Annotated in this window: 18 protein-coding genes and 4 pseudogenes; 13 read left to right on the top strand and 9 right to left on the bottom strand. The window is 70.4% G+C overall.

All coding sequences use genetic code 11. The annotated features are described in order from the left end of the window. Positions 1 to 82: 82 nt before the first annotated feature. The 3 genes from ABZ646_RS14655 to ABZ646_RS14645 all read right to left on the bottom strand — a co-directional run bounded on the left by ABZ646_RS14655 (position 83) and on the right by ABZ646_RS14645 (position 3,846). Entirely contained in the window at positions 83 to 1,207 is a 1,125-nt protein-coding gene (locus tag ABZ646_RS14655; protein WP_360517813.1) for an acyltransferase, read from the bottom strand. A gap of 330 nt (positions 1,208 to 1,537) precedes the next feature. Continuing rightward, positions 1,538 to 2,872 (bottom strand): alpha-2,8-polysialyltransferase family protein, encoded by a 1,335-nt coding sequence (locus ABZ646_RS14650; protein ID WP_360517810.1) that lies wholly within the window; start codon positions 2,870 to 2,872, stop codon positions 1,538 to 1,540. Further along, the gene (locus ABZ646_RS14645) at positions 2,869 to 3,846 is read right to left on the bottom strand and encodes a glycosyltransferase family 2 protein (RefSeq protein WP_360517807.1); all 978 of its coding nucleotides are present in this window, start codon (positions 3,844 to 3,846) and stop codon (positions 2,869 to 2,871) included. The genes ABZ646_RS14650 and ABZ646_RS14645 overlap by 4 nt, the downstream gene beginning before the upstream one ends. Before the next feature lie 198 nt (positions 3,847 to 4,044). Between ABZ646_RS14645 and ABZ646_RS14640 the strand changes: the two genes are divergently transcribed. Genes ABZ646_RS14640 through ABZ646_RS14625 form a run of 4 tightly spaced genes read left to right on the top strand, consistent with a single transcriptional unit; the run spans position 4,045 to position 8,809 of the window. Next, entirely contained in the window at positions 4,045 to 5,367 is a 1,323-nt protein-coding gene (locus ABZ646_RS14640; protein ID WP_360517804.1) for a DUF6716 putative glycosyltransferase, read from the top strand. 59 nt (positions 5,368 to 5,426) lie between these two features. Beyond that, positions 5,427 to 6,677, top strand: a complete 1,251-nt coding sequence (locus ABZ646_RS14635) for an acylneuraminate cytidylyltransferase (protein WP_360517801.1) — start codon at positions 5,427 to 5,429, stop codon at positions 6,675 to 6,677. A 15-nt stretch (positions 6,678 to 6,692) separates the two neighbouring features. Then, complete coding sequence (locus tag ABZ646_RS14630) at positions 6,693 to 7,628, top strand: N-acetylneuraminate synthase family protein (RefSeq protein ID WP_360244712.1); 936 nt, start codon at positions 6,693 to 6,695, stop codon at positions 7,626 to 7,628. A 41-nt stretch (positions 7,629 to 7,669) separates the two neighbouring features. Then, on the top strand, positions 7,670 to 8,809 hold the full coding sequence (locus tag ABZ646_RS14625) for a hypothetical protein (RefSeq protein ID WP_360517798.1): 1,140 nt from the start codon (positions 7,670 to 7,672) through the stop codon (positions 8,807 to 8,809). A 206-nt stretch (positions 8,810 to 9,015) separates the two neighbouring features. Here ABZ646_RS14625 and ABZ646_RS14620 read toward each other — a convergent pair whose 3' ends face one another. Then, the gene (locus ABZ646_RS14620; protein WP_360517795.1) at positions 9,016 to 9,222 is read right to left on the bottom strand and encodes a DUF397 domain-containing protein; all 207 of its coding nucleotides are present in this window, start codon (positions 9,220 to 9,222) and stop codon (positions 9,016 to 9,018) included. A gap of 5 nt (positions 9,223 to 9,227) precedes the next feature. Further along, positions 9,228 to 9,563, bottom strand: a pseudogene (locus tag ABZ646_RS14615) (Scr1 family TA system antitoxin-like transcriptional regulator); the annotation flags it as partial. A gap of 1 nt (position 9,564) precedes the next feature. On the opposite strand from ABZ646_RS14615, the pseudogene ABZ646_RS14610 reads away from it, so the two are divergent. Continuing rightward, positions 9,565 to 10,350, top strand: a pseudogene (locus tag ABZ646_RS14610) (hypothetical protein); the annotation flags it as partial. Between the two features lie 317 nt (positions 10,351 to 10,667). Further along, positions 10,668 to 11,012, top strand: a complete 345-nt coding sequence (locus ABZ646_RS14605; protein WP_360517792.1) for a hypothetical protein — start codon at positions 10,668 to 10,670, stop codon at positions 11,010 to 11,012. Here ABZ646_RS14605 and ABZ646_RS14600 read toward each other — a convergent pair. Both ABZ646_RS14600 and ABZ646_RS14595 read right to left on the bottom strand, forming a co-directional pair. Further along, entirely contained in the window at positions 10,981 to 12,186 is a 1,206-nt protein-coding gene (locus ABZ646_RS14600; protein WP_360517789.1) for an acyltransferase, read from the bottom strand. The genes ABZ646_RS14605 and ABZ646_RS14600 overlap by 32 nt on opposite strands. A gap of 132 nt (positions 12,187 to 12,318) precedes the next feature. Next, positions 12,319 to 13,044: a helix-turn-helix domain-containing protein gene (locus tag ABZ646_RS14595; protein ID WP_360517786.1), complete on the bottom strand. Its 726-nt coding sequence runs from the start codon at positions 13,042 to 13,044 to the stop codon at positions 12,319 to 12,321. Positions 13,045 to 13,272: 228 nt separating this feature from the next. Here ABZ646_RS14595 and ABZ646_RS14590 point away from each other — a divergent pair, with 228 nt between their 5' ends. Then, positions 13,273 to 13,944 carry a DUF4097 family beta strand repeat-containing protein gene (locus tag ABZ646_RS14590; RefSeq protein ID WP_360517783.1) on the top strand — a complete coding sequence of 224 codons (672 nt, stop codon included), beginning with the start codon at positions 13,273 to 13,275 and terminating at the stop codon, positions 13,942 to 13,944. Positions 13,945 to 14,066: 122 nt separating this feature from the next. Then, positions 14,067 to 15,155 (top strand): glutamate--cysteine ligase, encoded by a 1,089-nt coding sequence (locus tag ABZ646_RS14585; protein WP_360517780.1) that lies wholly within the window; start codon positions 14,067 to 14,069, stop codon positions 15,153 to 15,155. A gap of 20 nt (positions 15,156 to 15,175) precedes the next feature. Here ABZ646_RS14585 and ABZ646_RS14580 read toward each other — a convergent pair. Both ABZ646_RS14580 and ABZ646_RS14575 read right to left on the bottom strand, forming a co-directional pair. Further along, positions 15,176 to 15,341: pseudogene (locus ABZ646_RS14580) on the bottom strand (DUF6480 family protein); the annotation flags it as partial. Positions 15,342 to 15,368: 27 nt separating this feature from the next. After that, on the bottom strand, positions 15,369 to 16,043 hold the full coding sequence (locus tag ABZ646_RS14575; protein ID WP_360517777.1) for a class I SAM-dependent methyltransferase: 675 nt from the start codon (positions 16,041 to 16,043) through the stop codon (positions 15,369 to 15,371). Positions 16,044 to 16,303: 260 nt separating this feature from the next. Between ABZ646_RS14575 and ABZ646_RS14570 the strand changes: the two genes are divergently transcribed. The 5 genes and pseudogenes from ABZ646_RS14570 to ABZ646_RS14550 all read left to right on the top strand — a co-directional run. After that, a complete protein-coding gene (locus tag ABZ646_RS14570; RefSeq protein ID WP_360517774.1) occupies positions 16,304 to 17,521 on the top strand; it encodes a M20 family metallopeptidase in 1,218 nt (405 codons plus the stop codon). 1,061 nt (positions 17,522 to 18,582) lie between these two features. Beyond that, on the top strand, positions 18,583 to 19,614 hold the full coding sequence (locus tag ABZ646_RS14565) for a BMP family ABC transporter substrate-binding protein (protein WP_360517771.1): 1,032 nt from the start codon (positions 18,583 to 18,585) through the stop codon (positions 19,612 to 19,614). A 198-nt stretch (positions 19,615 to 19,812) separates the two neighbouring features. Continuing rightward, positions 19,813 to 20,862, top strand: coding sequence for a BMP family ABC transporter substrate-binding protein (locus tag ABZ646_RS14560; RefSeq protein ID WP_360517768.1), 1,050 nt, complete (start codon positions 19,813 to 19,815; stop codon positions 20,860 to 20,862). Between the two features lie 513 nt (positions 20,863 to 21,375). Further along, positions 21,376 to 23,076, top strand: coding sequence for an ABC transporter ATP-binding protein (locus ABZ646_RS14555; protein ID WP_360517816.1), 1,701 nt, complete (start codon positions 21,376 to 21,378; stop codon positions 23,074 to 23,076). Next, positions 23,073 to 23,270: pseudogene (locus tag ABZ646_RS14550) on the top strand (ABC transporter permease); the annotation flags it as partial. The gene ABZ646_RS14555 and the pseudogene ABZ646_RS14550, both read left to right, overlap by 4 nt.

Genomic DNA, 23,270 nt, shown 5'->3' with positions numbered 1-23,270 from the left:
GCAGAGCCCGGCCCCGAGGTGACTGCGTCACCGGGGACCGGGCTCTTGGCCTCTCAGCGGTGGCCGCCGTCCTGAAACCGGCCTACCCGGTCGTGTGCGGGGCGGACTTCAGCGCTCGCTTCAGGCGGGGGCCGAACGGGGTCTCCACGAACCGGTGGATCAGCCAGGCCAGCCCGAGCATGCTCAGCACCGTCACCGCCAGCGTCGGCCACGGCGGTAGCCCCCAGCCCCGGTGCAGGACCCGGATCGCGAACCATCCGAGGTGTTCGTGGATCAGGTAGAAGGGGTACGTCAGCGCCCCGGCCGTGGTCAGCCACGGCCAGGCCGCCCACCGTGTCCAGCCCGCGGCCACCGCCGCCACCGCCATGTACGCCAGGGTGACGACCAGCATCACGACGTACGGGTCACGGGGCGAGCCGTGGTGCCAGGCCCCCTCGGTGGCCATGCGCAGTCCGAGGATCCAGGAGAGCGCCACGATGCCCCAGGGCAGGGCGTGGTTGCCGAAGCGATGGACCAGGTAGAGGGCCAGGCCGCCGATGAAGTACGGGGCGTACTGGGGCATCACGACCAGCTCGGTCCAGGGGCCGCCGGCCGCGGTGGAGAGCACGGTGGCCAGCGTCCACACCGAGCAGAACAGCACCACCCTGCGGTAGGTGACGCCCGGCAGGACGACGGTCAGGGCGAACAGCGCGTAGAAGCGGACCTCGACCCAGAGGGTCCAGCAGACGCCGAGGACGCGGGGCACGCCCATCGGCTGCTGCAGCATCGTCAGGTTGACCAGGAACTCGTCGAGCCGGACCGCGTGGACGACGGCGGGCAGCACCAGGGACGCGCCGGTGACCAGCAGCAGGGCCACCCAGTAGGCGGGGTAGAGGCGGGCGACCCGGGAGCGGAAGAAGTCGCCCAGCGAGCGGCCCCAGCTGCTCATGCAGATCACGAAGCCGCTGATGACGAAGAAGAACTCGACACCCAGGTTGCCGTAGACGGCCGCCTTGGACAGGGTGGGGAAGAGGTGGGCGGGGTTCTGGTGCCAGGACGCGGAGACGACTCCGCCGCGCCCGGTGTAGTGGTAGAGGCAGACCATCAGGGCGGCCAGCAACCGCAGTCCGTCGAGGGCGAGGAGTCGGGGGCGCGGCCGCCGGGGCGGGGCCGGGACGACGTCGATCTTCGCAGGCGAGGGCGGTGTGGTGGGGGGCGCGAGAGACATGGTCCGAAATGCATACCAGGTGCTTGGCGGTTAATCATCCGAGCTGCTCGGGCATCGCCGGGGAGTGGGAAGCCCGCTACCGGCACCTGGGCGAATGGTAGGAAAACGGCATTAAAGCCTATGGTCATTCCTTTGTCTGTCGCAGCCCATTAACCATACGGTCGTTTTTACTTCCTGGGCTCTCCATCCATCCTCCCGGTACGGGGCATCTCGCCGCGCACAGCTGTTACACAACCTTTGCTCGGCAGGCTCAGAAGCGGGCGCGGGTACGCGCAAGGGGCGGGTCCCGTTGACCGGGACCCGCCCCTTGGGGAGGCGGTTCGGCAGCGCTCAGCGACGCACCCCCCGTCGCAGGCTGCGCGCCTTGCGGGCAACCCGGCGCACGGTCGCGTTGCGCGGGATGAACGCCAGCTGCGAGGGCACCCCGCCGGGCAGCGCGAGCGAGGTCAGGCGCCTGCGCTTGAAGTAACGGATGGTGCGTTCGTTCAGATGCCTGCTCAGATAGCGCTCGGTCTCGACGCGCAGCTGCGGGTAGATCTTCGGCTGCATGGCGAAGCCCACCGCGCGGATCAGCGCACCGAGCGCCTCGACGGACATGCCGGGACGCTGCTCCTCCACCGCCTTGCGGTCGGTGAGGTCGGGCACCAGCGCGTCGACGACGGTGACCGGGACCCGGTTGCTGTTCTCGTAGGGGACGAGCTTGTCGAGGAGCGTGTCGGTGCCGATCCGGGCGGTCGGCAGGCCGTACAGCGCGGAGGCGGTGAGCAGTGCGGTGGAGAAGCAGCCGACGACCAGAGCGGGACGCATCTTCTGGTAGAGCACCTCGGCGAGGACCGTGGTGTCCAGGACCGTGAGCTCCACCTTGAGTTTCTCGGCCTCCTGCTCCAGGGTCCGGGCGAACCGGGCCGGGGCGGAGGGGTGCGGCTTGAACACCACCTTGGTGTGGCCGAGTTGCACCGCGCCCCGCAACATCCGCACATGCAGGTTCTCCTCCTGCTCGGGGGTGAGGATCTCGAGCGCGGAGAGGTACTGGCCGAGCAGCAGGGCCGGTTCGTCGATCTCGGGCAGGTCGTCGCCGCTGGGGGCGAGTTCGGCCAGCACCTTGGTGAAGGCCGCGGTCGGCACGACCTCGCCCTCGACGCCGAACTCGGTGAGCAGCAGCGGCTTGAGGCCCGGCACCAGGTCCAGGTGCAGGACCCGGTCCACACGGGTGCCGACCAGCGGGTCGATCTTGTTGCGGGTCGGGCCGTAGCTCATCAGGCCGTCGGCGTAGACCGTGACCGGGGCGCCGGTGAAGATCTGGGTGAGGCTGAGCGAGGGGTTCACCTGGATCGACTCGACGGCGAACTCCACGTCGTCGTCGCCGAGCCGCCACTCGTGCCGCAGGAAGCGTTCCCACAGGGGCATGTCGTCCACCCGTGGGGCCCAGCCGCCCGGGTGGAACGGGAAGATCGTCTCGTTGTACGAGATCACCTCGTCGAAACGGTCGCGCAGCCGCTCGAAGCCGGGCGCCTCCTCCAGGCCCGGGGTGATCTCGGGGGTCGCCGCGTTGTTGCAGACCAGCAGGATGCGCCGGTCGGCCGGGCGGAAGGCGCCGGAGTCCAGGGCGGCCGCGAGGGTGGCGGTGCCGTAGAGGGTGGACGCCTGGAAGATCTGGGTGGTCACGCGGCGGCTCCCGCGGGGGCGGGACGGCGGCGCAGCCGGCGCAGCTTGCCGGCCCGCTGGAGGTCCATGGAGTCCAGGGCCTCGTCCAGCACGTCCTGCGGCATGCGCCGCAGTGCGGCGGCGCTCATGGATTTCAGCTTCTTCGCCACCGCGGGCTCGAACCTTTCGATGGATCCCAGGTGATGGGAAATGATGGCGCAATACGTACGGACGGCCTTCGGCAGGAGTTCCTTCGCGTCGGCGTCCTGTGCGGTTTCCTCGATCACCTGGTCGAACGCGCGAATGAAATCGAGCTGACGGACGTCGCCGATCTGTGTGAGTGAAGAGGCTACGCCACGCCGGTAGAAGACGCCGAGCAGGTTCACCGCGGCGAAGGAATCGGCTTCCCGGTGCAGCTTCCAGATCCACGGCCGGTCCTCGGCCGTGCGCAGTCCGTCCGTGAAATGCACGAGCCCCTTGTCCACCAGACGGCGGTGGTAGACACCCGCCCACGCGTACGCGTAGTCGACGGAGGTGGACCGGTCGGCGGGCAGGATCGCGTCCCGCGGGTTCATCACGACGTTGCGCCGGCCGACCGGCACCCGGGTCACGAGCCGGGCCCGCGCGGTGCACTGCACATGGTCGGTGCGGACGAAGTCGCAGCCCAGCGACTCGATGGCGGCCACCAGGTCCGGGTAGTAGCCCGGTGCGAGCCAGTCGTCCCCGTCCAGGAAGGTCACGTACTCGCCGCGTGCCCTGTCGATGCCGGTGTTGCGCGCGGTGGCCAGACCTCCGTTCTGTTCGTGTCTGACATGGACCGCGCCGGGCAGCTCGCGCTCTGCTCGCGCGAGAATCTCTGGAGTCCCGTCGGTCGAGCAGTCGTCGACGAGAATGAATTCGAAGTCCTCACGCGCGTTCGCGCGCAGACTCCTCAGGGTGTCGGGCGCGTATTGCTGCACGTTGTAGAACGGCACGATGACGGAGAGCTTGACCACGTGAGGGACGTTAGATGAGTGCCCGGCGTGCGTCTTGACCGCCGCCTTGATACCAGGTGAACGACATGTGGCGAGGTCGTGAACCGGGGCTTTTCGGCGGCCGATCCCGGGCCGATTCGCCATTCGGCGACGTGTTGTTAACCCTTTGTTGCATTCAGGTTCGGGAGATCCTCGGAATGGCTTCCTAGCGTCTTCGGTGTGCCAGTAAGTGCAACGAAGTCCCTGCGGGTGGCCGTCCTGGCGGATTCCGACACCCGGTGGAAGTGGGGCGCGCTCACCGCGAAGCGCCTCGCCCCGGGCGAAGACGACGACTCGGACGTCCGGCTCGACGGCTATCTCCTGCGCGGCCGTGCCACCCCCACCGCCCGCCAGCTCCAGGAGGTCGGCGTCCACGCGGACTCGCTCCGCGAGGTGACGTCCGTCGAGTTCCTGAGAGAGATGGAGCAGCAGTCGTACGACATCCTCGTCCTCTCCCTCGTCGGCGGCGGGGTGCAGGCCATGCTGCACGGGCTGCGTGCCGCCTGGGCCGGCCGGGAGCAGCGCCCCGTCGTCGTCACCGGCTATGTCGGAGTCGTCTACGAGAAGCTCGCCGACGGCCTGCTGCTGCGCCACGGCGCGGACCTGGTCCTCGCCAACTCCCGCCAGGACGCCGAGCGTTTCCGGGCGGTGTACGACGGGGTGGGCGCCGACTCCGGCGCGGTGACCGAGGTCGCGCTGCCGTTCCTCGGCGGAGCGCCCTACGAAGGTGAACACAAGCCATACACGGTGGTGTTCGCCGCCCAGCCGTCCGTCCCGGACAGCCGCAAGGACCGCGCCTACCTGCTCGACCGGCTGGTCCAGCACGCCCGCAGGCACCCCGAGCGCGAGGTGCTGCTCAAGCTGCGCTCCAAGCCCGGCGAGCACACCACCCACATCGAGGAACTGCCGTACCAGAAGCTGGTCCAGGGCAAGGACGTGCCCGCCAACTTCCGGCTGGTCTACGGGCACATGGGCGAGGTGCTCGACCACACCGACCTCCTGGTCACCATCAGCTCGACGGCCGCCCTGGAGTCCCTGCACCGGCGGATCCCCACCGTGGTCCTCACCGACCTAGGCATCCGCGAGACGCTCGGCAACCACCACTTCGTCGGCTCCGGCTGCCTCGCCTCCTGGGACCAGCTCGACGCCGGACACCGCCCGGTGGCCGACGCCGAGTGGGTCGCCCGGCAGGGCGTCGCCGCCGACGGGTCGTACGCCACCGCCTTCGACGCGGGCCGCGAGCGCATCGCGAAGCTGCTCGCCCGGCCCGGCGGGCTGCCGCCCCTGAACCCGTACTACACACCCGAGACCGCGCCCGGCTACCTGCCCGGCATCCTGGCCCGCCACCACCTCGGCCCCGACGGTGTCCCGCTGCCCGGCGCGCCCGCCGCCGACAAGGCCCCGGGACCCGTCCGTCAGATCGTGCGCCGGGCCGCACGCGGCGCCTACCGCCACGGCGTCCAGCGGGTGGCCCCCGTGATCCGACGAATGGGAGAGCTGTGAGCGACCGGATCCCGCACCAGGCGTCGCCGGCGCCTGCCGGACCTGAAGGAACAGAGCCGATGCCCCACCTCGAAGGGGCGAACCTGCCCCGCGTCCTCGCCGTGATCCCCGCCCGGGGCGGCTCCAAGGGCGTGCCCGCGAAGAACCTCGCCCCGGTCGGCGGCATCCCGCTGGTCGCCCGCGCGGTCCGCGAGTGCGTCGCCTCCCGGCTGGTGACCGACGTGGTCGTCTCCACCGACGACCAGGCCATCGCCGCCGCGGCCCGCTCGGCCGGCGCCGAGGTGGTGCTGCGGCCCGCCGCCATCGCCGGTGACACCGCCACCTCCGAGGCCGCCGTCCTGCACGCCATGGACGCCCACGAGGCGTTGCACGGCGCCCCGGTCGACGTCGTCCTCCTCGTGCAGTGCACCAGCCCCTTCATCGTCCGTGAGGACATCGACGGGGTGGCCGGCGCGGTCGTCGAGAACGGCGCCGACACCGCCCTGACCGTCGCCCCCTTCCACGGCTTCGTCTGGCGCGACGAGGTGCACGCCCCGGTGTCGGCGGGCGCCGGCGAGGCCGCCGCCAGCGGTGGCTTCGGCGTCAACCACGACAAGTCGTTCCGCCCGCGCCGCCAGGACCGCCCCCAGGACTTCCTGGAGACCGGCGCCGCCTACGCGATGCGCGCCGACGGCTTCCGCGAGCACCAGCACCGCTTCTTCGGCCACACCGAACTGGTGCGGACCGACCCCGCGCGCGTCCTGGAGATCGACGACCCGCACGAGCTCGCGCGCGCCCGCGCCCTGGCCCCGCTCTTCGACGCGGACCGCCCCGGCGCGCTGCCGACCGCCGACGACATCGACGCGGTCGTACTGGACTTCGACGGCACCCAGACCGACGACCGGGTGCTGATCGACGCCGATGGAAAGGAGTTCGTCTCCGTGCACCGCGGCGACGGACTCGGCATCGCCGCCCTGCGCAGGAGCGGGCTGAAGATGCTGGTCCTCTCCACGGAGCAGAACCCGGTCGTCGCCGCCCGGGCCCGGAAACTCCAGATCCCGGTCCTGCACGGCATCGACCGCAAGGACCTCGCCCTCAAGCAGTGGTGCGAGGAGCAGGGCATCGCTCCCGAGCGCGTGCTCTACGTCGGAAACGACGTCAATGACCTCCCGTGCTTCGCCGTAGCCGGCTGGCCCGTGGCGGTCGCGAGCGCCCACGACGTCGTACGCGGCGCCGCACGCGCGGTCACCAGCCTGCCCGGCGGTGACGGCGCGATCCGAGAGATCGCCAGCTGGATCCTCGGCCCCTCTCTCGATTCCCTCCCGAAGTAAGGACACCCCACCGTCATGAGCAACTCCCGTCTGCGCCAGTTCGGTTCCCGCGAGGTCGGCCCCGGCAAGCCCGTCTACATCTGCGGCGAGATCGGCATCAACCACAACGGTGAGCTGGAGAACGCCTTCAAGCTGATCGACGTCGCCGCCGAGGCCGGCTGTGACGCCGTCAAGTTCCAGAAGCGCACCCCGGAGATCTGCACCCCGCGCGACCAGTGGGACATCGAGCGCGACACCCCCTGGGGTCGCATGACCTACATCGACTACCGCCACCGCGTGGAGTTCGGTGAGGACGAGTACCGCCAGATCGACGACTACTGCAAGACCAAGGGCATCGACTGGTTCGCCTCCCCGTGGGACACCGAGGCCGTCGCCTTCCTGGAGAAGTTCGACGTCCCCGCCCACAAGGTCGCCTCCGCCTCCCTCACGGACGACGAGCTGCTGAAGGCGCTGCGCGCCACCGGCCGCGCCGTGATCCTCTCCACCGGCATGTCCACCCCGAAGCAGATCCGCCACGCGGTCGAGGTCCTGGGCAGCGAGAACATCCTCATGTGCCACGCCACCTCGACCTACCCGGCCAAGGCCGAGGAGCTGAACCTCCGCGTCATCAACACGCTGGAGAAGGAGTACCCGAACGTCCCGATCGGCTACTCCGGCCACGAGACCGGCCTGCAGACCACCCTCGCCGCCGTCGCCCTCGGCGCCACCTTCGTCGAGCGCCACATCACCCTGGACCGTGCCATGTGGGGCTCCGACCAGGCCGCCTCCGTGGAGCCGCAGGGCCTCACGCGCCTGGTCCGCGACATCCGCATCATCTCCGAGTCCCTCGGTGACGGCGTCAAGAAGGTCTACGACTCCGAGCTCGGCCCGATGAAGAAGCTGCGCCGCGTCAACGGTGTCGTCGCCGAGGCGGAGATCGCCGCGGCCGCAGGCGAGCCGGTCCAGGTCTGAGTCTGATTGATGTGTTACGACGACGGGACGGTCGTACGTCGATGAGCCCCCGCGCCGGGAAGCCCGGCCCCCACACCCTCGCGTTCGTCGAGAGTCCGGTGCAGCTGCTGAACGTGCTGGAGTGGGCGCACGTCCACGCCCTGCGCGGAGCGGCGGAGCCGGTGCCGGCCGTGCCCAACCAGGTACGGCGCTCGGCATCCGGCATACCTGCGCCCGGCGCGGAACTCACGATCGTCGTCCTGTCGCCGACGGACCCCATGACCCGGGGCCAGCTGCGCCGCATGGCGGACCTGGCCCGCGACGAGGGGTACCGCGTCCGCTGGGAGGAGGCGCGTGGTGGCACCACCGCCCCCTTCCAGACGATCGGCGGCCTGGCGGGCTCGCTCCGCCGGGCCGACCGCATCGTCATGGGAGACCCGTTCTCCCGCTACGTACAGCTGCTGCTGACGATCACCCGTGCCGATGACCTGGTCGTCGTCGACGACGGCACCGCGACGATGGAGTTCGTCGCCCAGCTCGCCCGCGGCGAACGTCTGGTCCGCTGGCACCGCAAGGGCGGCAGACCCGGCGCCCGGGACCTGCTCTTCGCGCCGGTCTCCTCCTCCGCGCGGCGCCGCCTCACCCCCAGTGACCGCCGCCGCGTCGAGGTCTTCTCCTCCATGCCGATGACGGACACCCCGCAGGGCGTGACGGTCACCGCCAACGACTTCGGCTGGACCCGGGCCCGCTTCGGCCCGCCGCGCATCACCAAGGGCGCGGACATGGTCGGCACGTCCCTGGTGGAGACCGGTGTGGTCGACGGCGATCGCTATCTGGAGGCCGTCCAGACCCTGGCCAAGGCCCACGGCGCGACCCGTTACTTCGCGCACCGCCGCGAGAGCACCGAGAAACTCCACCGCCTCGCCGCCGAGACGGGCCTGGAGATAGTCCGCCCGGACCTCCCTCTGGAGCTCATCGCCCGCCGCGGCCCCATAGGCCGTACGATCCTCAGCTTCCCCTCCACCGTCGTGCACACCCTGCCCCTGGCGCTGGTCGGCACGGGCGTCCGGGTCGCCGTCTGCGACATCGACCCGACGTGGCTGACCCAGAACGCCTCGCCCAGAGCCCAGGGCTTCCTCTCCGGGGTCACGGGCACGGCGAAGGACGTCCACCGCCTGGCAGCGGTGACGAGCCCGGCGTAGAGCTCGGCAAGGCGCCCGCCCCGGACGCGGGGCGGGCGCCGGTTCCCACTGCGGGCAGGGTGTCGTTGAGCGTGCCGTACGCGTCGTACAGGTCCTCGACGGCCCGGACCATGAACATGTCCCCGTCCTCCAGCGCCCCGGGTTCCTCGTCCGTACCCATCGTGAACCGAAAGGTGAGCCTGGGCCGCCGGACGGTCCAGAACGGCTCATCGACGTCGATCTCCGAACGGCTCCTCTTTCAGCGCAACGACGAAGCGGACGAAGACCCCGGCCGGAAAGGCGAGGGTGCCTGCGGTTGGGTGCTTGGAGTCGCGGATGGATATGTGGGTGGGGTCGGTGGCAATCTCCAGGCAGTTGTTGCCATCGCCGCCGCCGGAGTAGGACGACTTCCGCCAGGTGCCGATAGCGGTCACGGTTCTCACAGTTCCTTGGCCAGTCGATGCATGAAGTCACGGGAGCGGACAGGTTCGAGTGACGCTGCTTCCACTCTACGAAAGAGTGTTCGTAGCACGCCCAGTTGCGCCTCGGAGTCGATGAGCCCGGTGCCGTCGGGATGGTCACGGGCGGCGGTGTCCAACTTGGGTACGGCACCCCCGGCGAGCATCATCGGGCTCCAACTCCCGCCGAAACCCTCCAGTTCAAAGGTGATGACGCGCACGGTGATGTGGTCGGCCTCGGAGAGGTCCAGGATCTGAGTGAGCTGGGCTCGTGAAGTGGCGCGATCGCCGACTCTGATGCGAAGTGCGGCTTCGTGGGAGCCCCGGGAGATCGCGGCGATGAACGTGGACCTGACGGAGATCGAGCCGGTCGAGCGGCGGGTGGACACGCTGCTGCGAGCGGAGACGGACGCGGGGACGTATCTCCTGGTCGTCGAATCGCAAGGGAAGCCGGACGAGAGGAAGCGCGGCAGTTGGCCGTACTACCTCTCGTACCTCTACGAGAAGTACCGGTGCGACCCGGTGCTGATCGCGACCACGCAGAGCAGGACGACGGCGAAGTGGGCGTCGCAGCCGATCCAGATCGGCTTCCCCGGGTGGGAGTCGCTGATCGTGCGACCGCTGGTACTGGGGCCGGACAACGTGCCGGTGATCGCGGACGCCCGGGAGGCCGAGCGGGACGTACCTCTTGCGGTGCTTTCGGCCATGACACACGGACGCGGCCGGAATGCCGCGGCCATACTGGAATCGCTGGCAGCCGCCCTGAAGACCATCGACCGCGACAGCGCCGCGGTGTTCGTACAGTTCGTCGACTCGTGCCTGGTTGATCCTCAGGCGAAACAGATGTGGAGGGATCTGATGACCGCGATGCAGTACTTCTGGCGGCACCCGCTGGCGGAGCAGGTGCGTGAGGAAGGGCGTGAGGAAGGGCGTGTGGAGCAGTGTGCCGAGATGGTCCTTCGTGTCCTGGAGTGGCGTGGCATCGCGGTGAGCGATGCGGTCCGGGAGCGGGTGGGCGCCTGCACTGATCTGGAGCAGTTGGAAGTGTGGGCTCAGCGTGCGGTGCACGTCGGAGACGATGCGGAGCTGTTCGCCGGGGAGTGAGCGCGGTGATGGTCAAGACTGCGTCATGGGGCGCCGGGGGCTGAGAGGGGGAGAGGCGGCCGACGTACTAAGGGAGCAAGCAGACGCGACTCCCGACGAAGGGCGACCTCTTGATCCCGCGACGCATCGTCCCGAACCTGGTCGCGGGGCTCGCCTCCGCCTTCCTGCTGGGAGCGTGCGGCTCCTCGACCGGTGCCGCTCCGGCAGCTCCGGCCGCTTCGGCTCCCGCGCCCGCCACGTCGGCCGCTGCGACGCCGACTGCCACCTCCGTTTCCGGCTCCGGCTCTGTGAGCGGATCCTCGGACATCGTCACGTCCGTGACGGCCAGGACGCTGAGCGGCGTCGGCATCGTGGTCACCGACGACAGGGGGCTGGCCCTGTACCGCTACGACAAGGACCAGCCCAGTCCCTCGAAGTGGACGTGCTCGGGTGCGTGCACGAAGACGTGGATCCCCGTCATCGTCCAGGACTCCGTCCAGACCTCAGGGGTCGAGAAGAGTCTGCTCGGCACGGTCCACCGCAACGGCAGGACCCAGCTGACCCTCGCCGGCTGGCCGCTCTACCGGTACGTCGGCGACACGGCGGCCGGACAGGTCAACGGCCAGGGGAAGAACGGCGAGTGGTACGCCGTCACCCCCGCCGGAAAGAAGTCCGCGGGCTGATCCCCGTAAGTCCGCTGACGGCCGACCTCCAGGACCTGTTCTGTTTGAACGGGATTTCGAAGATCTTGGAGAACAGCCAGGCCCCGGCTGTCGCGAGCGGCAGTCCCACCGCGAGCGTGAAGCAGAACGTGGGCAGTCCGCGGGACACGTAGTGCGGGGCCACGCGGCGGATCACGGCCAGGACGACCGGCAGGTGGATCAGGTAGAGGCTGTAGGAGAAGTCGCCGAGGGCGCGGACGGGGCGGGCGGTCAACAGCTGCACCAGAAAAGCCGGTTGGCCGGTGGCGACCGCGGCCAGCAGCATCGTCATGGCCGGAGCGACGGCGAGGTCGATCCAGAAGTAGTGGTTCACCGTCCAGGCGGAACCCCGGACGGCACCGACAGCCAGGACGGGCAGGGCGGCCAGGGCGGCGAGCCATCCCCACGGCAGACGCCGGACCCGGTCCGACGCGCTGATGATCCCCGCGCCCGCCACCCCGGCCGCGAACACGGGCGCGAGATGCGGGGCCAGCCAGTTGTCGCCCTCGACGGGGGACGCGCCGGCCGCCTTCAGCCCGTAGGCGACCACCGGGATCGTCACGCACGCGGCCAGCAGCGCCGCACCCCACCGCCGACGGACGAACAGGAGGAGGGGGAAGAGGAGATACAGCTCGGACTCCACCCCGATGGACCAGAACGCGCCGTTCGGCGTCGGGGCGGTGACGACGTCCTGGGCGACGAGGCCGTACACCAGTACCGTCTCGCCGGTCGGCGGCCCGAAGTGCGAAGCAGGCACCACGAACCAGGAAACGAGCAGGCTCAGGATCAGCGCCGCCCAGTACGGGGGCAGGATGCGCCAGGCGCGCCGGCGCAGGAACCGGCCGACGCCGCCCGAGCGCCAGTCGTGCCGCGCCGGGGATATCGCCAGGGAGAACCCGGAGAGAACCAGGAAGAAGACGACGGCGAGACGCCCGAACATCAGGCCGTCCAGCCACCGGGGCGCCGAGCTGTGGGGGTAGCCCGGGAAGGTGTACAACCAGCAGTGGAACAGGACGACGTAGAGGGCCGCGAGGCCACGGAGGCCGTCCAGGCCCGCCAGTTGCCGGCGGACGGGCGAGACGCCTTCCGTCGACCCCTGTCCGGGCGGCGCGGCGGCCAGGTCCACAGCACTGCCGGCCGGACGGCTCGAATCCACTGAGATGGCGAAGCCCTTCCCCCGGTCGCCGAGCACCTCGCGCCGACGACGCCTCCCGGCGACCCGATGCCGCCCGCAGCACCAGGTACGTCACACCGCCCCGAGGCGTTCATCCACGCGGGGGCCGGCGGCCTACGGGTTCGGGGGGCCGGGCTTCGTGTGGAGCACCGCGCGGGCCTGTTCCGCCGCGCGGGCGATGCTCTCGGAGACGAAGTCCACGAACCGTGCGATGTTCTCCAGACGGGCGGCGGCCGGGGTGCCGGGGCCGAGGACGGCGACGCCCTGCCGTGCCGTCTCCCCGAGGTGGGCGGTGGCGCGGGCGCTCGCCATCGTCGACTGGTACATGACGTCGTCGTCGACGACGTACCGCTCACGGCGGCGTTCGTCGCGCTCCCGGCGGACCAGGCCCTGGCTCTCCAGGAAGGCGATCGCCTTGGAGACGGTCGCCGGACTGACCTGGAGGCGCCGGACCAGTTCCGCCGCGGTGAGGCTGCCGGCGTCGGTGGTGTAGAGACAGACCAGGACCCGGGCCGTCATCCTGGGCAGCCCCGACTGCATGAAGACGGTGGCCAGCAGCTCCTCGTAGCCCCGTACGGCCTCGGTGTCGCGCCCGTGCGGCTCCGGGGCCGTGCCCGGGTCACGGGTCGCGGCCGGGCGCCGGCGGTGGGCGCGGTGCTCGGTGGCGCGGTGGGCGAGGTCGGCGCGGTAGGAGGTGGGGCCGCCGTTGCGCATCACCTCGCGGGTGACGGTCGACGTCGGCCGGTCGAGCCGACGGGCGATCTCCGCGTAGGCGAGGCCGTCGGCCAGCCCCAGCGCGATCTGCTGGCGCTCCTGCTGGGTGAGTCTGCCTCCCGGCATCGCGGCCTCCTTCGGGGTGGTGCGTGCATGCTGGGTGCAGAGTAGCTTTCACTCTTCATTCATTGCAACGAAGAGTGATCTGCTGTTGCGTTAGATTCAGCTCCATTGCAATGAAATTAAGGCTTTGAGCTGCGTATTTGCGAGACGGATGCAACGAACTGGTTGCCCAATTGGTGAACGCAACGTAGCGTTTCTGGCATCGGAAACAACGAGTCCAAGGAGCGCACGATGCAGAAGTTCGACACCCCCGCCCCCGTCTCCGTCGTCCTGGACATCCCCGCCGGGGCGATCCGGTTCATCGCCGCGGACCGGGCCGACACCACGGTCGAGGTCCGGCCCGCGGACGCCGCCAAGGGCCGCGACGTGAGGGCGGCGGAGCAGACCGAGGTCTCCTACGGCGACGGGGTCCTGCGGATCGTGATCCCGGCCGCGAGGAACCGGATCCTCGGCAACTCCGGAGCCGTCGAGGTGACCGTCCAGCTGCCCACCGGCTCCCGGGTCGACGCGAAGGCGGCCCTCGCCGAACTCCGGGGCGTGGGACGGCTCGGCGACGTCACCTTCGAGGGCGCCCAGGCCACCGTCAAGCTCGACGAGACCGGCGGCGCCCGCCTCACCCTCCAGGCCGGTGACATCGAGGTCGGCCGGCTGGGCGGCGCCGCGGAGATCAGCACCCAGAAAGGTGACATCGGCATCGCCGAGGCCGTCCGCGGCACCGTCACGCTGGACACCCGGCACGGCGCCATCTCCGTCGGCGCGGCCCGCGGCGTCTCCGCCACCCTGGACGCCGCCACCGCCTACGGCCGGATCAGCAACACCCTCCAGAACGCCGACGGCGCCGGCGCCGGCCTGAACATCACCGCGAACACCTCCTACGGCGACATCACCGCCCGCAGCCTGTGACCCGCCCGCCCGCTCCCGGCCGCCGCCCCGCGCACCCACAGGTGTTCCGGGCGCCGGCCTGGGAAGTCGGGGTTTACCAATCTGCCGCGTAGGTCGCGGCGCGGACGGGAGGGCGAAGCGGCGTGCGTACCGTCGGTGTGGAGGAAGAACTCCTGCTCGTCGACCCCGAGACGGGAGAGCCCAGGGCGCTGGCCGCGGCGGTGCTGGCGCGGGCCTCGCTGGCCGATCCCGGGCAGGACGTGTTCGAGAAGGAGCTCTACGGCCAGATGCTGGAGTTCGCCACCCAGCCTCAGTCCGTGATGGCGGACCTGGGCGAGGAACTCGTCCGGTGCCGCAAGGAGGCCGCCCGGCTGGCGGGGGAACTGGGCAGCACGGTCGCCGCGCTCGCCACCTCACCGCTGCCGGTCAGCCCGTCGGTCAGCGTCAGCCGGCGCTACCAGTGGATGGCCGAGGAGTACGGCATCTCCACCCGTGAGCAACTGGTGTGCGGGTGCCACGTGCATGTCGCCGTGGACTCCGACGAGGAGGGGGTGGCGGTGCTGGACCGGCTGCGGCCGTGGCTGCCGGTGCTCGTCGCGCTCAGCGCCAACTCGCCCTTCTGGCAGGGCAGCGACACCGGCTACGCCAGCTACCGCAGCCGGGTGTGGATGCGCTGGCCGTCCGCCGGGCCGACCGAACTGTTCCGGTCGCCCGAGCACTACCACCGGCTGGTCTCGGACATGGTGGCCACCGGCGTCATCCTGGACGAGGGGATGGTCTACTTCGACGCCCGGCTGGCCCGGCGCTATCCGACCGTGGAGATCCGGGTCTCCGACGTCTGCCTGCGGGCGGAGACCGCCGTCCTCGTGGCCACCCTCGCCCGGGCGCTGGTGGAGACCGCGGCACGGGAGTGGCGGGCCGGGAAGGAACCGGTCGACCACGGCGTGAGCCTGATCCGGCTCGCCGCCTGGCGGGCCGCCCGCTCCGGGCTCGGCGGGGAACTGCTCGACCCCGTCACCCTGCAGCCCCGCCCGGCGCGGGACGTGGTCGGCACCCTGCTGACGCACGTCAAGGACGCGCTCGCCGACACCGGCGACCTCGCCGCCGCCCAGGAGGGCGTCGAGCGGCTGCTACGGCACGGCAACGGCGCCGACGAACAGCGCAGGCTGCTGGAGCGCACCGACAGTCTGAGGGACGTCGTCACCGAGTGCGTCCGCCACACCCAGGCCTGAAGGTGCTTCTTCGCTCCCCAGAGGATCAGCGCCAGCGCGTAGACCAGGAAGAAGGCCGCGACGAACGCGACGAGGAGCAGGATCAGGGTCAAGGGGGCCTTGGCCCAGCCCTTGGTCGGGTTGTGCGCCTCCGGGCTCCAGCCCGGTGGTCCGCCCGGGCTCCGGATCGGGGTTCACATGACTCATGCCCCCGAGTAACCGGACCGGGCCGGATCATCGGCCGGTGCGCCCCTCCTTCGGTTTCCGCGCCAGGACGAACGCCCGCGGCCACTTCTCGCCCTCCAGCGGCTCCCGGATCAGGGTCGCCGCCACGTCCAGGCCCGCCTTGGAGAGCATGTCGCCCACCGCGTACGCCGGGCGCCAGTGGCAGTGGAGGTCGATCCGGTGGCCGAAGCGCTCGGTGAGGTGCAGCCCGGGCGGCTCGCCCTTCTGGAAGGCCAGCAGGACATGGCCGCCGGGGACCAGGACGCGGTGGAACCCGGCGAAGGTGTCCGGGAGGTGGGCGTCGGGGATGTGGATGATCGAGTAGAGGGCGAGGATCCCGCCCAGGGTCCCGTCGGGCAGGTCGAGCGACGTCATCGAGCCCAGGTGGAAACGGACGCCGGGGTGGGCCGCGCGGGCCAGGGCGACCATCGCGGGCGAGAGGTCGATACCGAAGGCCGGTACGCCCAGGCCGTTCACATGGGCGGTGACGTCCCCGGGGCCGCTGCCCAGGTCGGCCACCGGCGCGGTGCCGTTCGCCTTCACCAGCGCGGCGAACGCGCCGATCAGGGACATGTCCACCGGTCGGTCGGGGAGGCCGGGGTGGGCGGCGGCGTAGTCCTTGGCGATCGTGTCGTAGGACGTACGGGTGGTCTCTATGAAGTCGGTCGTGTCCGAGTCCGTCACGGACGCGCACGCTACCGGGCGGGCGCGGCCCGCGTGGCGAAGTCGCGGTACCGGTCCGGTCCCGTTTCGATCTGTGGACAGAAGCGGCGTGATCGTCGTCAGACGTGGTATGCGTGGAAGAGGAAACATACGTGTTACCCAGCCACGTCCGAGGTCATGCCTACCCGGTCAGAGTTTCTTCCCCTAACGGGCTGAACTTTTGTTGATCTCGGGTCAGTTGACCCTTCGGGCGTCCTACCCTTCAGAGGGTGAACCAATTGATGTCCCTAGAGTCCGAGGCCGACCTCCCCGGGGATGTGCTCCCCGGCGTGCTCAGCGAGGAACTGCACGCCGAACTCGTAGCCTTCCGCCGCGACCTGCACATGCACCCCGAGCTAGGCAACCAGGAGTTCCGCACCACGGCCGCGATCAAGGAACGGCTGGAGAAAGCCGGGCTGCGACCACGTGTCCTCGGGTCGGGCACCGGGCTCCTCTGTGACATCGGGCCGGCCGGGGACGGGCTGCCGATGCTCGCCCTGCGCGCCGACATCGACGCCCTGCCCATCCCGGACATGAAGACCGAGTCCCCGTACCGGTCCACCGTGCCGGACCGGGCGCACGCCTGCGGGCATGACGTGCATACGACAGTGGTGCTGGGTGCCGGACTGGTCCTCGCCGACCTGCACCGCCAGGGCAAGCTGCCGCGGCCCGTGCGGCTGCTCTTCCAGCCCGCCGAGGAGGTGCTGCCCGGCGGCGCCGCCGACGCCATCGCGGACGGGGTGCTGGACGGGGTGGGGCGGATCATCGCGGTGCACTGCGACCCCCGGGTGGACGCCGGGCGGATCGGGCTCAGGACCGGCGCCATCACCAGCGCCTGCGACCGGATCGAGGTGGCCCTGGACGGGCCCGGCGGGCACACCGCCCGGCCGCATCTGACCACCGACCTGGTCACCGCCGCCGCCCGGGTCGCCGTGGACGTGCCGGCGCTCATCGGGCGGCGCGTGGACACCCGCAGCGGCCTCGCCGTGACCTGGGGGCGGATCGAGTGCGGACACGCGCCCAACGTCATCCCGCAGCACGCCGAGCTCTCCGGGACCGTGCGCTGCCTGGACATCGAGGCGTGGCGGCAGGCGCCCGACGTGGTGTACGCGGCCGTCGAGGAGATCGCCACGCTGCACCGGGCCAAGTCCGAGATCAACTACGTGCGCGGGGTGCCGCCGGTCGTCAACGACCCGGTGATCACCGAACTGCTCCGGGAGGCGATGATCGCCCGCCGCGGTTCCGAGGCCATCGAGACGACCGAGCAGAGCCTCGGTGGCGAGGACTTCTCCTGGTACCTGGAGCACGTGCCGGGCGCGCTGGCGCGGCTCGGGGTGCGGACGCCGGGCGAGCGGACCGTGCGCGATCTGCACCAGGGCGACTTCGACGCCGACGAGCGGGCCATCACCGTGGGCGTGGAGCTGTTCACGGCCGCGGCCCTGATCGACGCGACCATGTAGTCGTACCGACGCGAGTCATATCAAACGCCGGGAGAAACGGTCCCCTTACCACCGCCGCCGACGGGCGCACCCCCACTCCCCGGTCGGGCGGTCCGCCCGGCCTCGGTCGGCGGCCGGTCCGGTCGCCTGCCTGGCCGCCGGTCGCCTGGCGTCCGGCCACCCGTCGGTCCGCCGGTCGGTCGTCGGCCGTCCGGCCGCGCCGGTCCGGTCGCCTCCCTGGCCGCCCGCCCGACCGCCGGTCTCGGACCGCCTGGTCGCCGGTCCGGCCGTCGGCCTGGCCACCCGCCCGTCCGTCCGCCGCCACGCCGGCCTGGCCGTCCGCGGCCGGCCCGTCCGCCCGCCGTCGACGCCCCCAAGCAGGCGCCTGAGGCCGACGCACCGGCGCCCGCTGCCATGCCCGCCTGGCCGCCGTTCCGGCCACTTGCCCGTCCGGCTGTCGACTTGGCCACCTGCCCGGCCCGTCTGGTCGCCCGGTCCTGTCATCCGCCTGGCCACCGCCCGTCCGGCCGCCGCCTGGCCACCGCCCGGTCCTGCCACTCGCCTGGCCACCGCCCGTCCTGCCACTCGCCTGGCCACCGCCCGTCCGGCCGCCGCCTGGCCACCGCCCGGTCCTGCCACTCGCCTGGCCACCGCCCGTCCTGCCACTCGCCTGGCCACCGCCCGTCCGGCCGCCGCCTGGCCACCGCCCGTCCGGCCGCCGTCCGGCCATCCGCCCGTCCGGCCGTCGGTCCGGCCATCCGGCCATCCGGCCATCCGGCCGTCCGGCCACTCTTCCGGTCGTCGGTTCGGCGCGGGAGCGAAGGGGTGCCCGATGGGTTCCTCTTCGCCCGCTTGTGTCACCCCGCCGTAACCGGCGGCCTCTCCCTGTAACCCGGAGTCGGCACGGTTCGATAACGGCCCGGAGAAACCCCGTTCCCCTTCCCTTCTACGCGCGTTACTGTGCGCCGAAATCGCCACCGCGGGTGGCCGGTTGAGCAGCGGGCCGGTGACGGTGCCGTGGGGACGAAGGGGTACGTGCTGTGCGTTCTGTCTCTCGGAGGACGAGGTTCTCCAAAACCGCGGTGACCGTCGCCGTCATCGCCCTCGCGGCCGCCGGATGCGGTAAGTCCAGCCAGGACAGCGGTGGGTCCACCACCAGCTCGTCCGGCAAGTACAACGGCAAGGGCATTGGCCTCGCCTACGACATCGGCGGCAAGGGCGACCAGTCCTTCAACGACGCCGCCTACGCCGGTTTCCAGAAGGCCGAGAAGGAGTTCGGCATCAGCGGCCGGGACATCGAGCCGCAGGACGGCGAGTCCGACGCCGACAAGGTCCAGCGCCTCGACACGCTGGCCAGGGCCGGATACAACCCGATCATCGGGGTCGGCTACTCCTACGCGCCCGCCGTCAAGGAAGTCGCGGCCAAGTACCCCAAGATCACCTTCGGCATCATCGACGACAACGAGGTCACGGCGAAGAACGTCGTCGACATGGTCTTCGCGGCCGAGCAGTCGTCGTACCTCGCGGGCGTGGCGGCGGCCTCCGCCACCAAGAAGGACCACATCGGCTTCATCGGCGGTGTCGACGTCCCGCTCATCCACACCTTCGAGGCGGGCTTCGACCAGGGCGCCAAGTCGGTCAACCCGAAGATCAAGATCGAGTCGCAGTACCTGACCCAGACGGCCCAGGAAGGCGGCTTCTCCAGCCCCGACAAGGGCAAGGCCGCCGCGCAGGGCCAGATCGACGCCGGCGCCGACGTCATCTACCACGCGGCCGGGCTCTCCGGCCAGGGCGTGATCGAGGCCGCCGCCACCGCCAAGATCTGGGCGATCGGCGTCGACTCCGACCAGTACCAGCAGTCCGCGCTCGCCAAGTACAAGGACTACATCCTGGGCTCCGCCCTGAAGAACGTCGGCGGTGCCGTGTACGACCTCGTGAAGTCCGTCCACGACGGCAAGCCGGAGACCGGCGTGGTCGAGGGCACCCTCAAGACCGGCGGCGTCGGTTTCGCCGACACCAACCCGAAGTACAAGGCCCTGACCAAGGTCGTCGCGGCCGTGGACAAGGCCAAGCAGGACATCATCGACGGCAAGGTGACCGTCAACACGAAGTGATGCCCCCTATATAAGCCGCAGCTCGTACGCCCCTTGCCTCCTGCAAGGGGCGTACTGCTGTCCGTGACGGTGGGCCGTGACTGTGGCCACAGCTAGATAACGGACCGGACATTGGGGGTTTTCCGTCTGGTCTACGCGCGTTACGCTGCGGCGGAACCAGCGCCTGGTTTGGGCGCTTGCACAAAGGAGTCACGTTCCATGCGCCGGTTGTCCCGTATCGCGGTTGCAGGCGTTGCAACCGCAGCCCTCGCCGTCACCGTTTCAGCGTGCGGCAGCTCTTCCAGCTCGTCCACCGGAAAGGGTGGCGCGTCCAAGGGTGTCGGTCTCGCGTACGACGTCGGCGGCAAGGGCGACCAGTCCTTCAACGACGCCGCGTACGCCGGTTTCCAGAAGGCCGACAAGGAGTTCGGCGTCACCGGCCGGGACATCGAGCCGCAGGACGGCGAGTCGGACGCGGACAAGGTGCAGCGCCTGGAGACCCTGGCCAAGTCCGGGTACAACCCGGTGATCGGCGTCGGCTTCGCCTACGCGCCCGCCGTCAAGGAGGCCGCCGCGAAGTTCCCGAAGGTCACCTTCGGCATCATCGACGACAACCAGGACCAGGCGAGCAACATCGCGGACATGGTCTTCCACGAGGAGCAGTCCTCGTACCTGGCCGGCGTCACCGCCGCGCTGTCCACCAAGTCGAACACCGTCGGCTTCATCGGCGGCGTGGACGTCCCGCTGATCCACAAGTTCGAGGCGGGCTTCGAGCAGGGCGTCAAGGACACCAAGAAGAACGTCACGGTCAAGGCCCAGTACCTGACCCAGACGGCCCAGGAGGGCGGCTTCTCCAGCCCTGACAAGGGCGAGGCCGCCGCCGAGGGCCAGATCGGCGCCGGCGCCGACGTGGTCTACGCCGCCGCCGGCCTCTCCGGCCAGGGCGTCATCAAGGCCGCCGCCGCGCACAAGGTGTGGGCGATCGGTGTCGACTCCGACCAGTACAACCAGGCCGCGCTGTCGAAGTACAAGAACTACATCCTGACCTCGGCCCTCAAGAACGTCCAGGGTGCGGTCTACGACCTGGCCAAGTCCGTCATCAAGGACAAGAAGCCGCTGTCCGGCGAGATCCGCGGCTCCCTGAGCAACGGTGCCGTCGGCCTGGCCGACTCCAACCCCGCCTTCAAGAACAACGCCACCCTCCAGGCCGCGCTCAAGAAGGCCGAGGCCGGCATCAAGGACGGCTCCATCGTGGTCAAGACCTCCTGACCCGACGGTCATGACCATGTCGTAGGCATGGCCAAAAGAACGCTGTAATGGCAGCGTTACGGCCACGGAACGGGGTGCGGGGAGGATGACTTCCCGCGCCTCTGCTGTAGACCTGAGCGATCCCGCCGAAACCCCGGGCCCCGGCCCGGGGGATCGACCGGAGTCCTCGCCGGACCCAGGGGTCACCGGCCGAGAATCCCGGGCACGGGCCTGGGTGATCGACCGAGGACCTGGGCGCGGGCTCAGGGGTGATCGACCGAGGACCTGGGCGTGAGTCCGGGTGATCGGCTGAGGATCCCGGGTGCGAGCCCGGGGAACCGGTCGGGGATCCCGGGCGCCCGGCGGGGAGTTCCTTGCGGACTCCTCGCGGTCCAACGGCAGAGCCACCCCCCGTTCGCGCGGCAGAATGCTCGGAACGGATCGAGAGTCGAAAAAGCTCGGTCAGGTCCGGGCACTATTTAAAGCAGGGGCGCTACGCGCGTAGAGCGGCCCCTTTCCCGAGGAGAGTGCGCCATCGACGCGTCCAGCAGCCCTCCGCTCACCGCAGAGACGACAGCCGCGGTCGAGCTGGCGGGGATCACCAAGCGATTCCCGGGTGTCGTAGCCAACCACGACATCCACCTGTCCGTCCGCAAGGGCACCGTCCATGCCCTCGTCGGGGAGAACGGCGCCGGCAAGTCGACCCTGATGAAGATCCTCTACGGCATGCAGAAGCCGGACGAGGGCACCATCGCGGTCGACGGCGAGCAGGTCACCTTCTCGTCCCCGGCCGACGCCATCGCGCGCGGCATCGGCATGGTCCACCAGCACTTCATGCTGGCCGACAACCTGACCGTGCTGGAGAACGTGGTGCTCGGCAGCGAGAAGCTGTACGGCATCGGCGGCAACGCCAAGAAGAAGATCCGCGAGATCTCCGACCGCTACGGCCTCGGCATCCGCCCGGACGCCCTGGTCGAGGACCTCGGCGTGGCCGACCGGCAGCGCGTGGAGATCCTCAAGGTCCTCTACCGCGGCGCCAAGACCCTGATCCTCGACGAGCCCACCGCCGTCCTGGTCCCGCAGGAGGTCGACGCGCTCTTCGACAACCTGCGCGAGCTGAAGTCCGAGGGCCTCTCGGTCATCTTCATCTCCCACAAGCTGGGCGAGGTGCTGTCCGTCGCCGACGACATCACCGTCATCCGGCGCGGTACGACCGTCGGCACCGCGATCCCCTCCGAGACCACCCCCCGCCAGCTCGCGGAGCTGATGGTCGGCAGCGAGCTGCCCACCCCGGAGACCGCCGACTCCACGGTCACCGACCGGGCCGTCATCACGGTGAAGAACCTCACCGTCTACGCCGGCGGCGGCATCGCGTCCCTCGGCGAGGTCGGCGCCCAGCCCGAGACCGCGACCGTCGGCTCGGCCGGCGCCACCGCGGGCGCCGACGTGCTCACCGAGGCCACCACCCCCGGCGCAGCCAAGCGCGTGCTCGACGACGTCACCTTCACCATCCACGCCGGTGAGGTCATGGGCATCGCCGGCGTCGAGGGCAACGGCCAGACCGAGCTGATCGACGCGCTCATCGGCACCCGGCACGCCGACTCCGGCGCGATCGAGTTCCTCGGCGAGGACATCACCGGCTGGACCACCCGCAAGCGCCGCGAGTCCGGCGTCGGCTACATCCCCGAGGACCGGCACCGCCAGGGCCTGCTCCTGGAGTCGCCGCTCTGGGAGAACCGCATCCTCGGCCACGTCACCGAGAAGCCCAACGCCAGGGGCTTCTGGCTGGACATCAAGGGTGCCCAGGCCGACACCCGCCGGATCGTCGAGGAGTACGACGTCCGCACCCCCGGCATCGACGTCACCGCCGCCTCCCTCTCCGGCGGCAACCAGCAGAAGCTGATCGTCGGCCGCGAGATGAGCCACAGCCCGAAGTTCCTGATCGCCGCCCACCCCACCCGCGGTGTGGACGTCGGCGCCCAGGCGCAGATCTGGGACCGCATCCGCGACGCCCGCCGCGAGGGCCTCGCCGTGCTGCTGATCTCCGCCGACCTCGACGAGCTGATCGGCCTGTCGGACACCCTGCGGGTGATCTACGACGGAAAGCTGGTCGCGGACGCCGACCCGGCCACCATCACGCCCGAGGAACTGGGCTCGGCCATGACAGGTGCCGCCACCGGCCACCTGGAGCATCACGATTCCGACGGTGTGTCCGGGGAGGACCAGGACCGATGAAGAAGTTCGACAAGGAGCGGGTGCTCCTCGCGGTGGCCGGCCCGGTCATCGCGCTCGTCCTGGCGATCGCCCTGACGTCGATCGTGCTGCTGGCCTCGAACCGCAACCCGTTCGAGCCGTACGTGCTGATGCTCCAGCAGCTGCCGTACTCGGACATCCAGGTCCTGATCATCAACCAGGCGGCGATGTACTAC

Origin of the sequence: Streptomyces sp. NPDC007162, from assembly GCF_040634175.1 — a bacterium.
Classification (GTDB): Bacteria; Actinomycetota; Actinomycetes; order Streptomycetales; family Streptomycetaceae; genus Streptomyces.
This window is presented reverse-complemented; position numbering and strand designations above follow the sequence as displayed.

What these genes read in the sequence shown, in the direction of transcription:
- ABZ646_RS14655 (WP_360517813.1), bottom strand. Translation starts at nt 1,207, where the DNA reads ATGTCTCTCGCGCCCCCCACCACACCGCCCTCGCCTGCGAAGATCGAC.
- ABZ646_RS14635 (WP_360517801.1), top strand. Translation starts at nt 5,427, where the DNA reads ATGCCCCACCTCGAAGGGGCGAACCTGCCCCGCGTCCTCGCCGTGATC.
- ABZ646_RS14630 (WP_360244712.1), top strand. Translation starts at nt 6,693, where the DNA reads ATGAGCAACTCCCGTCTGCGCCAGTTCGGTTCCCGCGAGGTCGGCCCC.
- ABZ646_RS14625 (WP_360517798.1), top strand. Translation starts at nt 7,670, where the DNA reads ATGAGCCCCCGCGCCGGGAAGCCCGGCCCCCACACCCTCGCGTTCGTC.
- ABZ646_RS14595 (WP_360517786.1), bottom strand. Translation starts at nt 13,044, where the DNA reads ATGCCGGGAGGCAGACTCACCCAGCAGGAGCGCCAGCAGATCGCGCTG.
- ABZ646_RS14590 (WP_360517783.1), top strand. Translation starts at nt 13,273, where the DNA reads ATGCAGAAGTTCGACACCCCCGCCCCCGTCTCCGTCGTCCTGGACATC.
- ABZ646_RS14570 (WP_360517774.1), top strand. Translation starts at nt 16,304, where the DNA reads ATGTCCCTAGAGTCCGAGGCCGACCTCCCCGGGGATGTGCTCCCCGGC.
- ABZ646_RS14560 (WP_360517768.1), top strand. Translation starts at nt 19,813, where the DNA reads ATGCGCCGGTTGTCCCGTATCGCGGTTGCAGGCGTTGCAACCGCAGCC.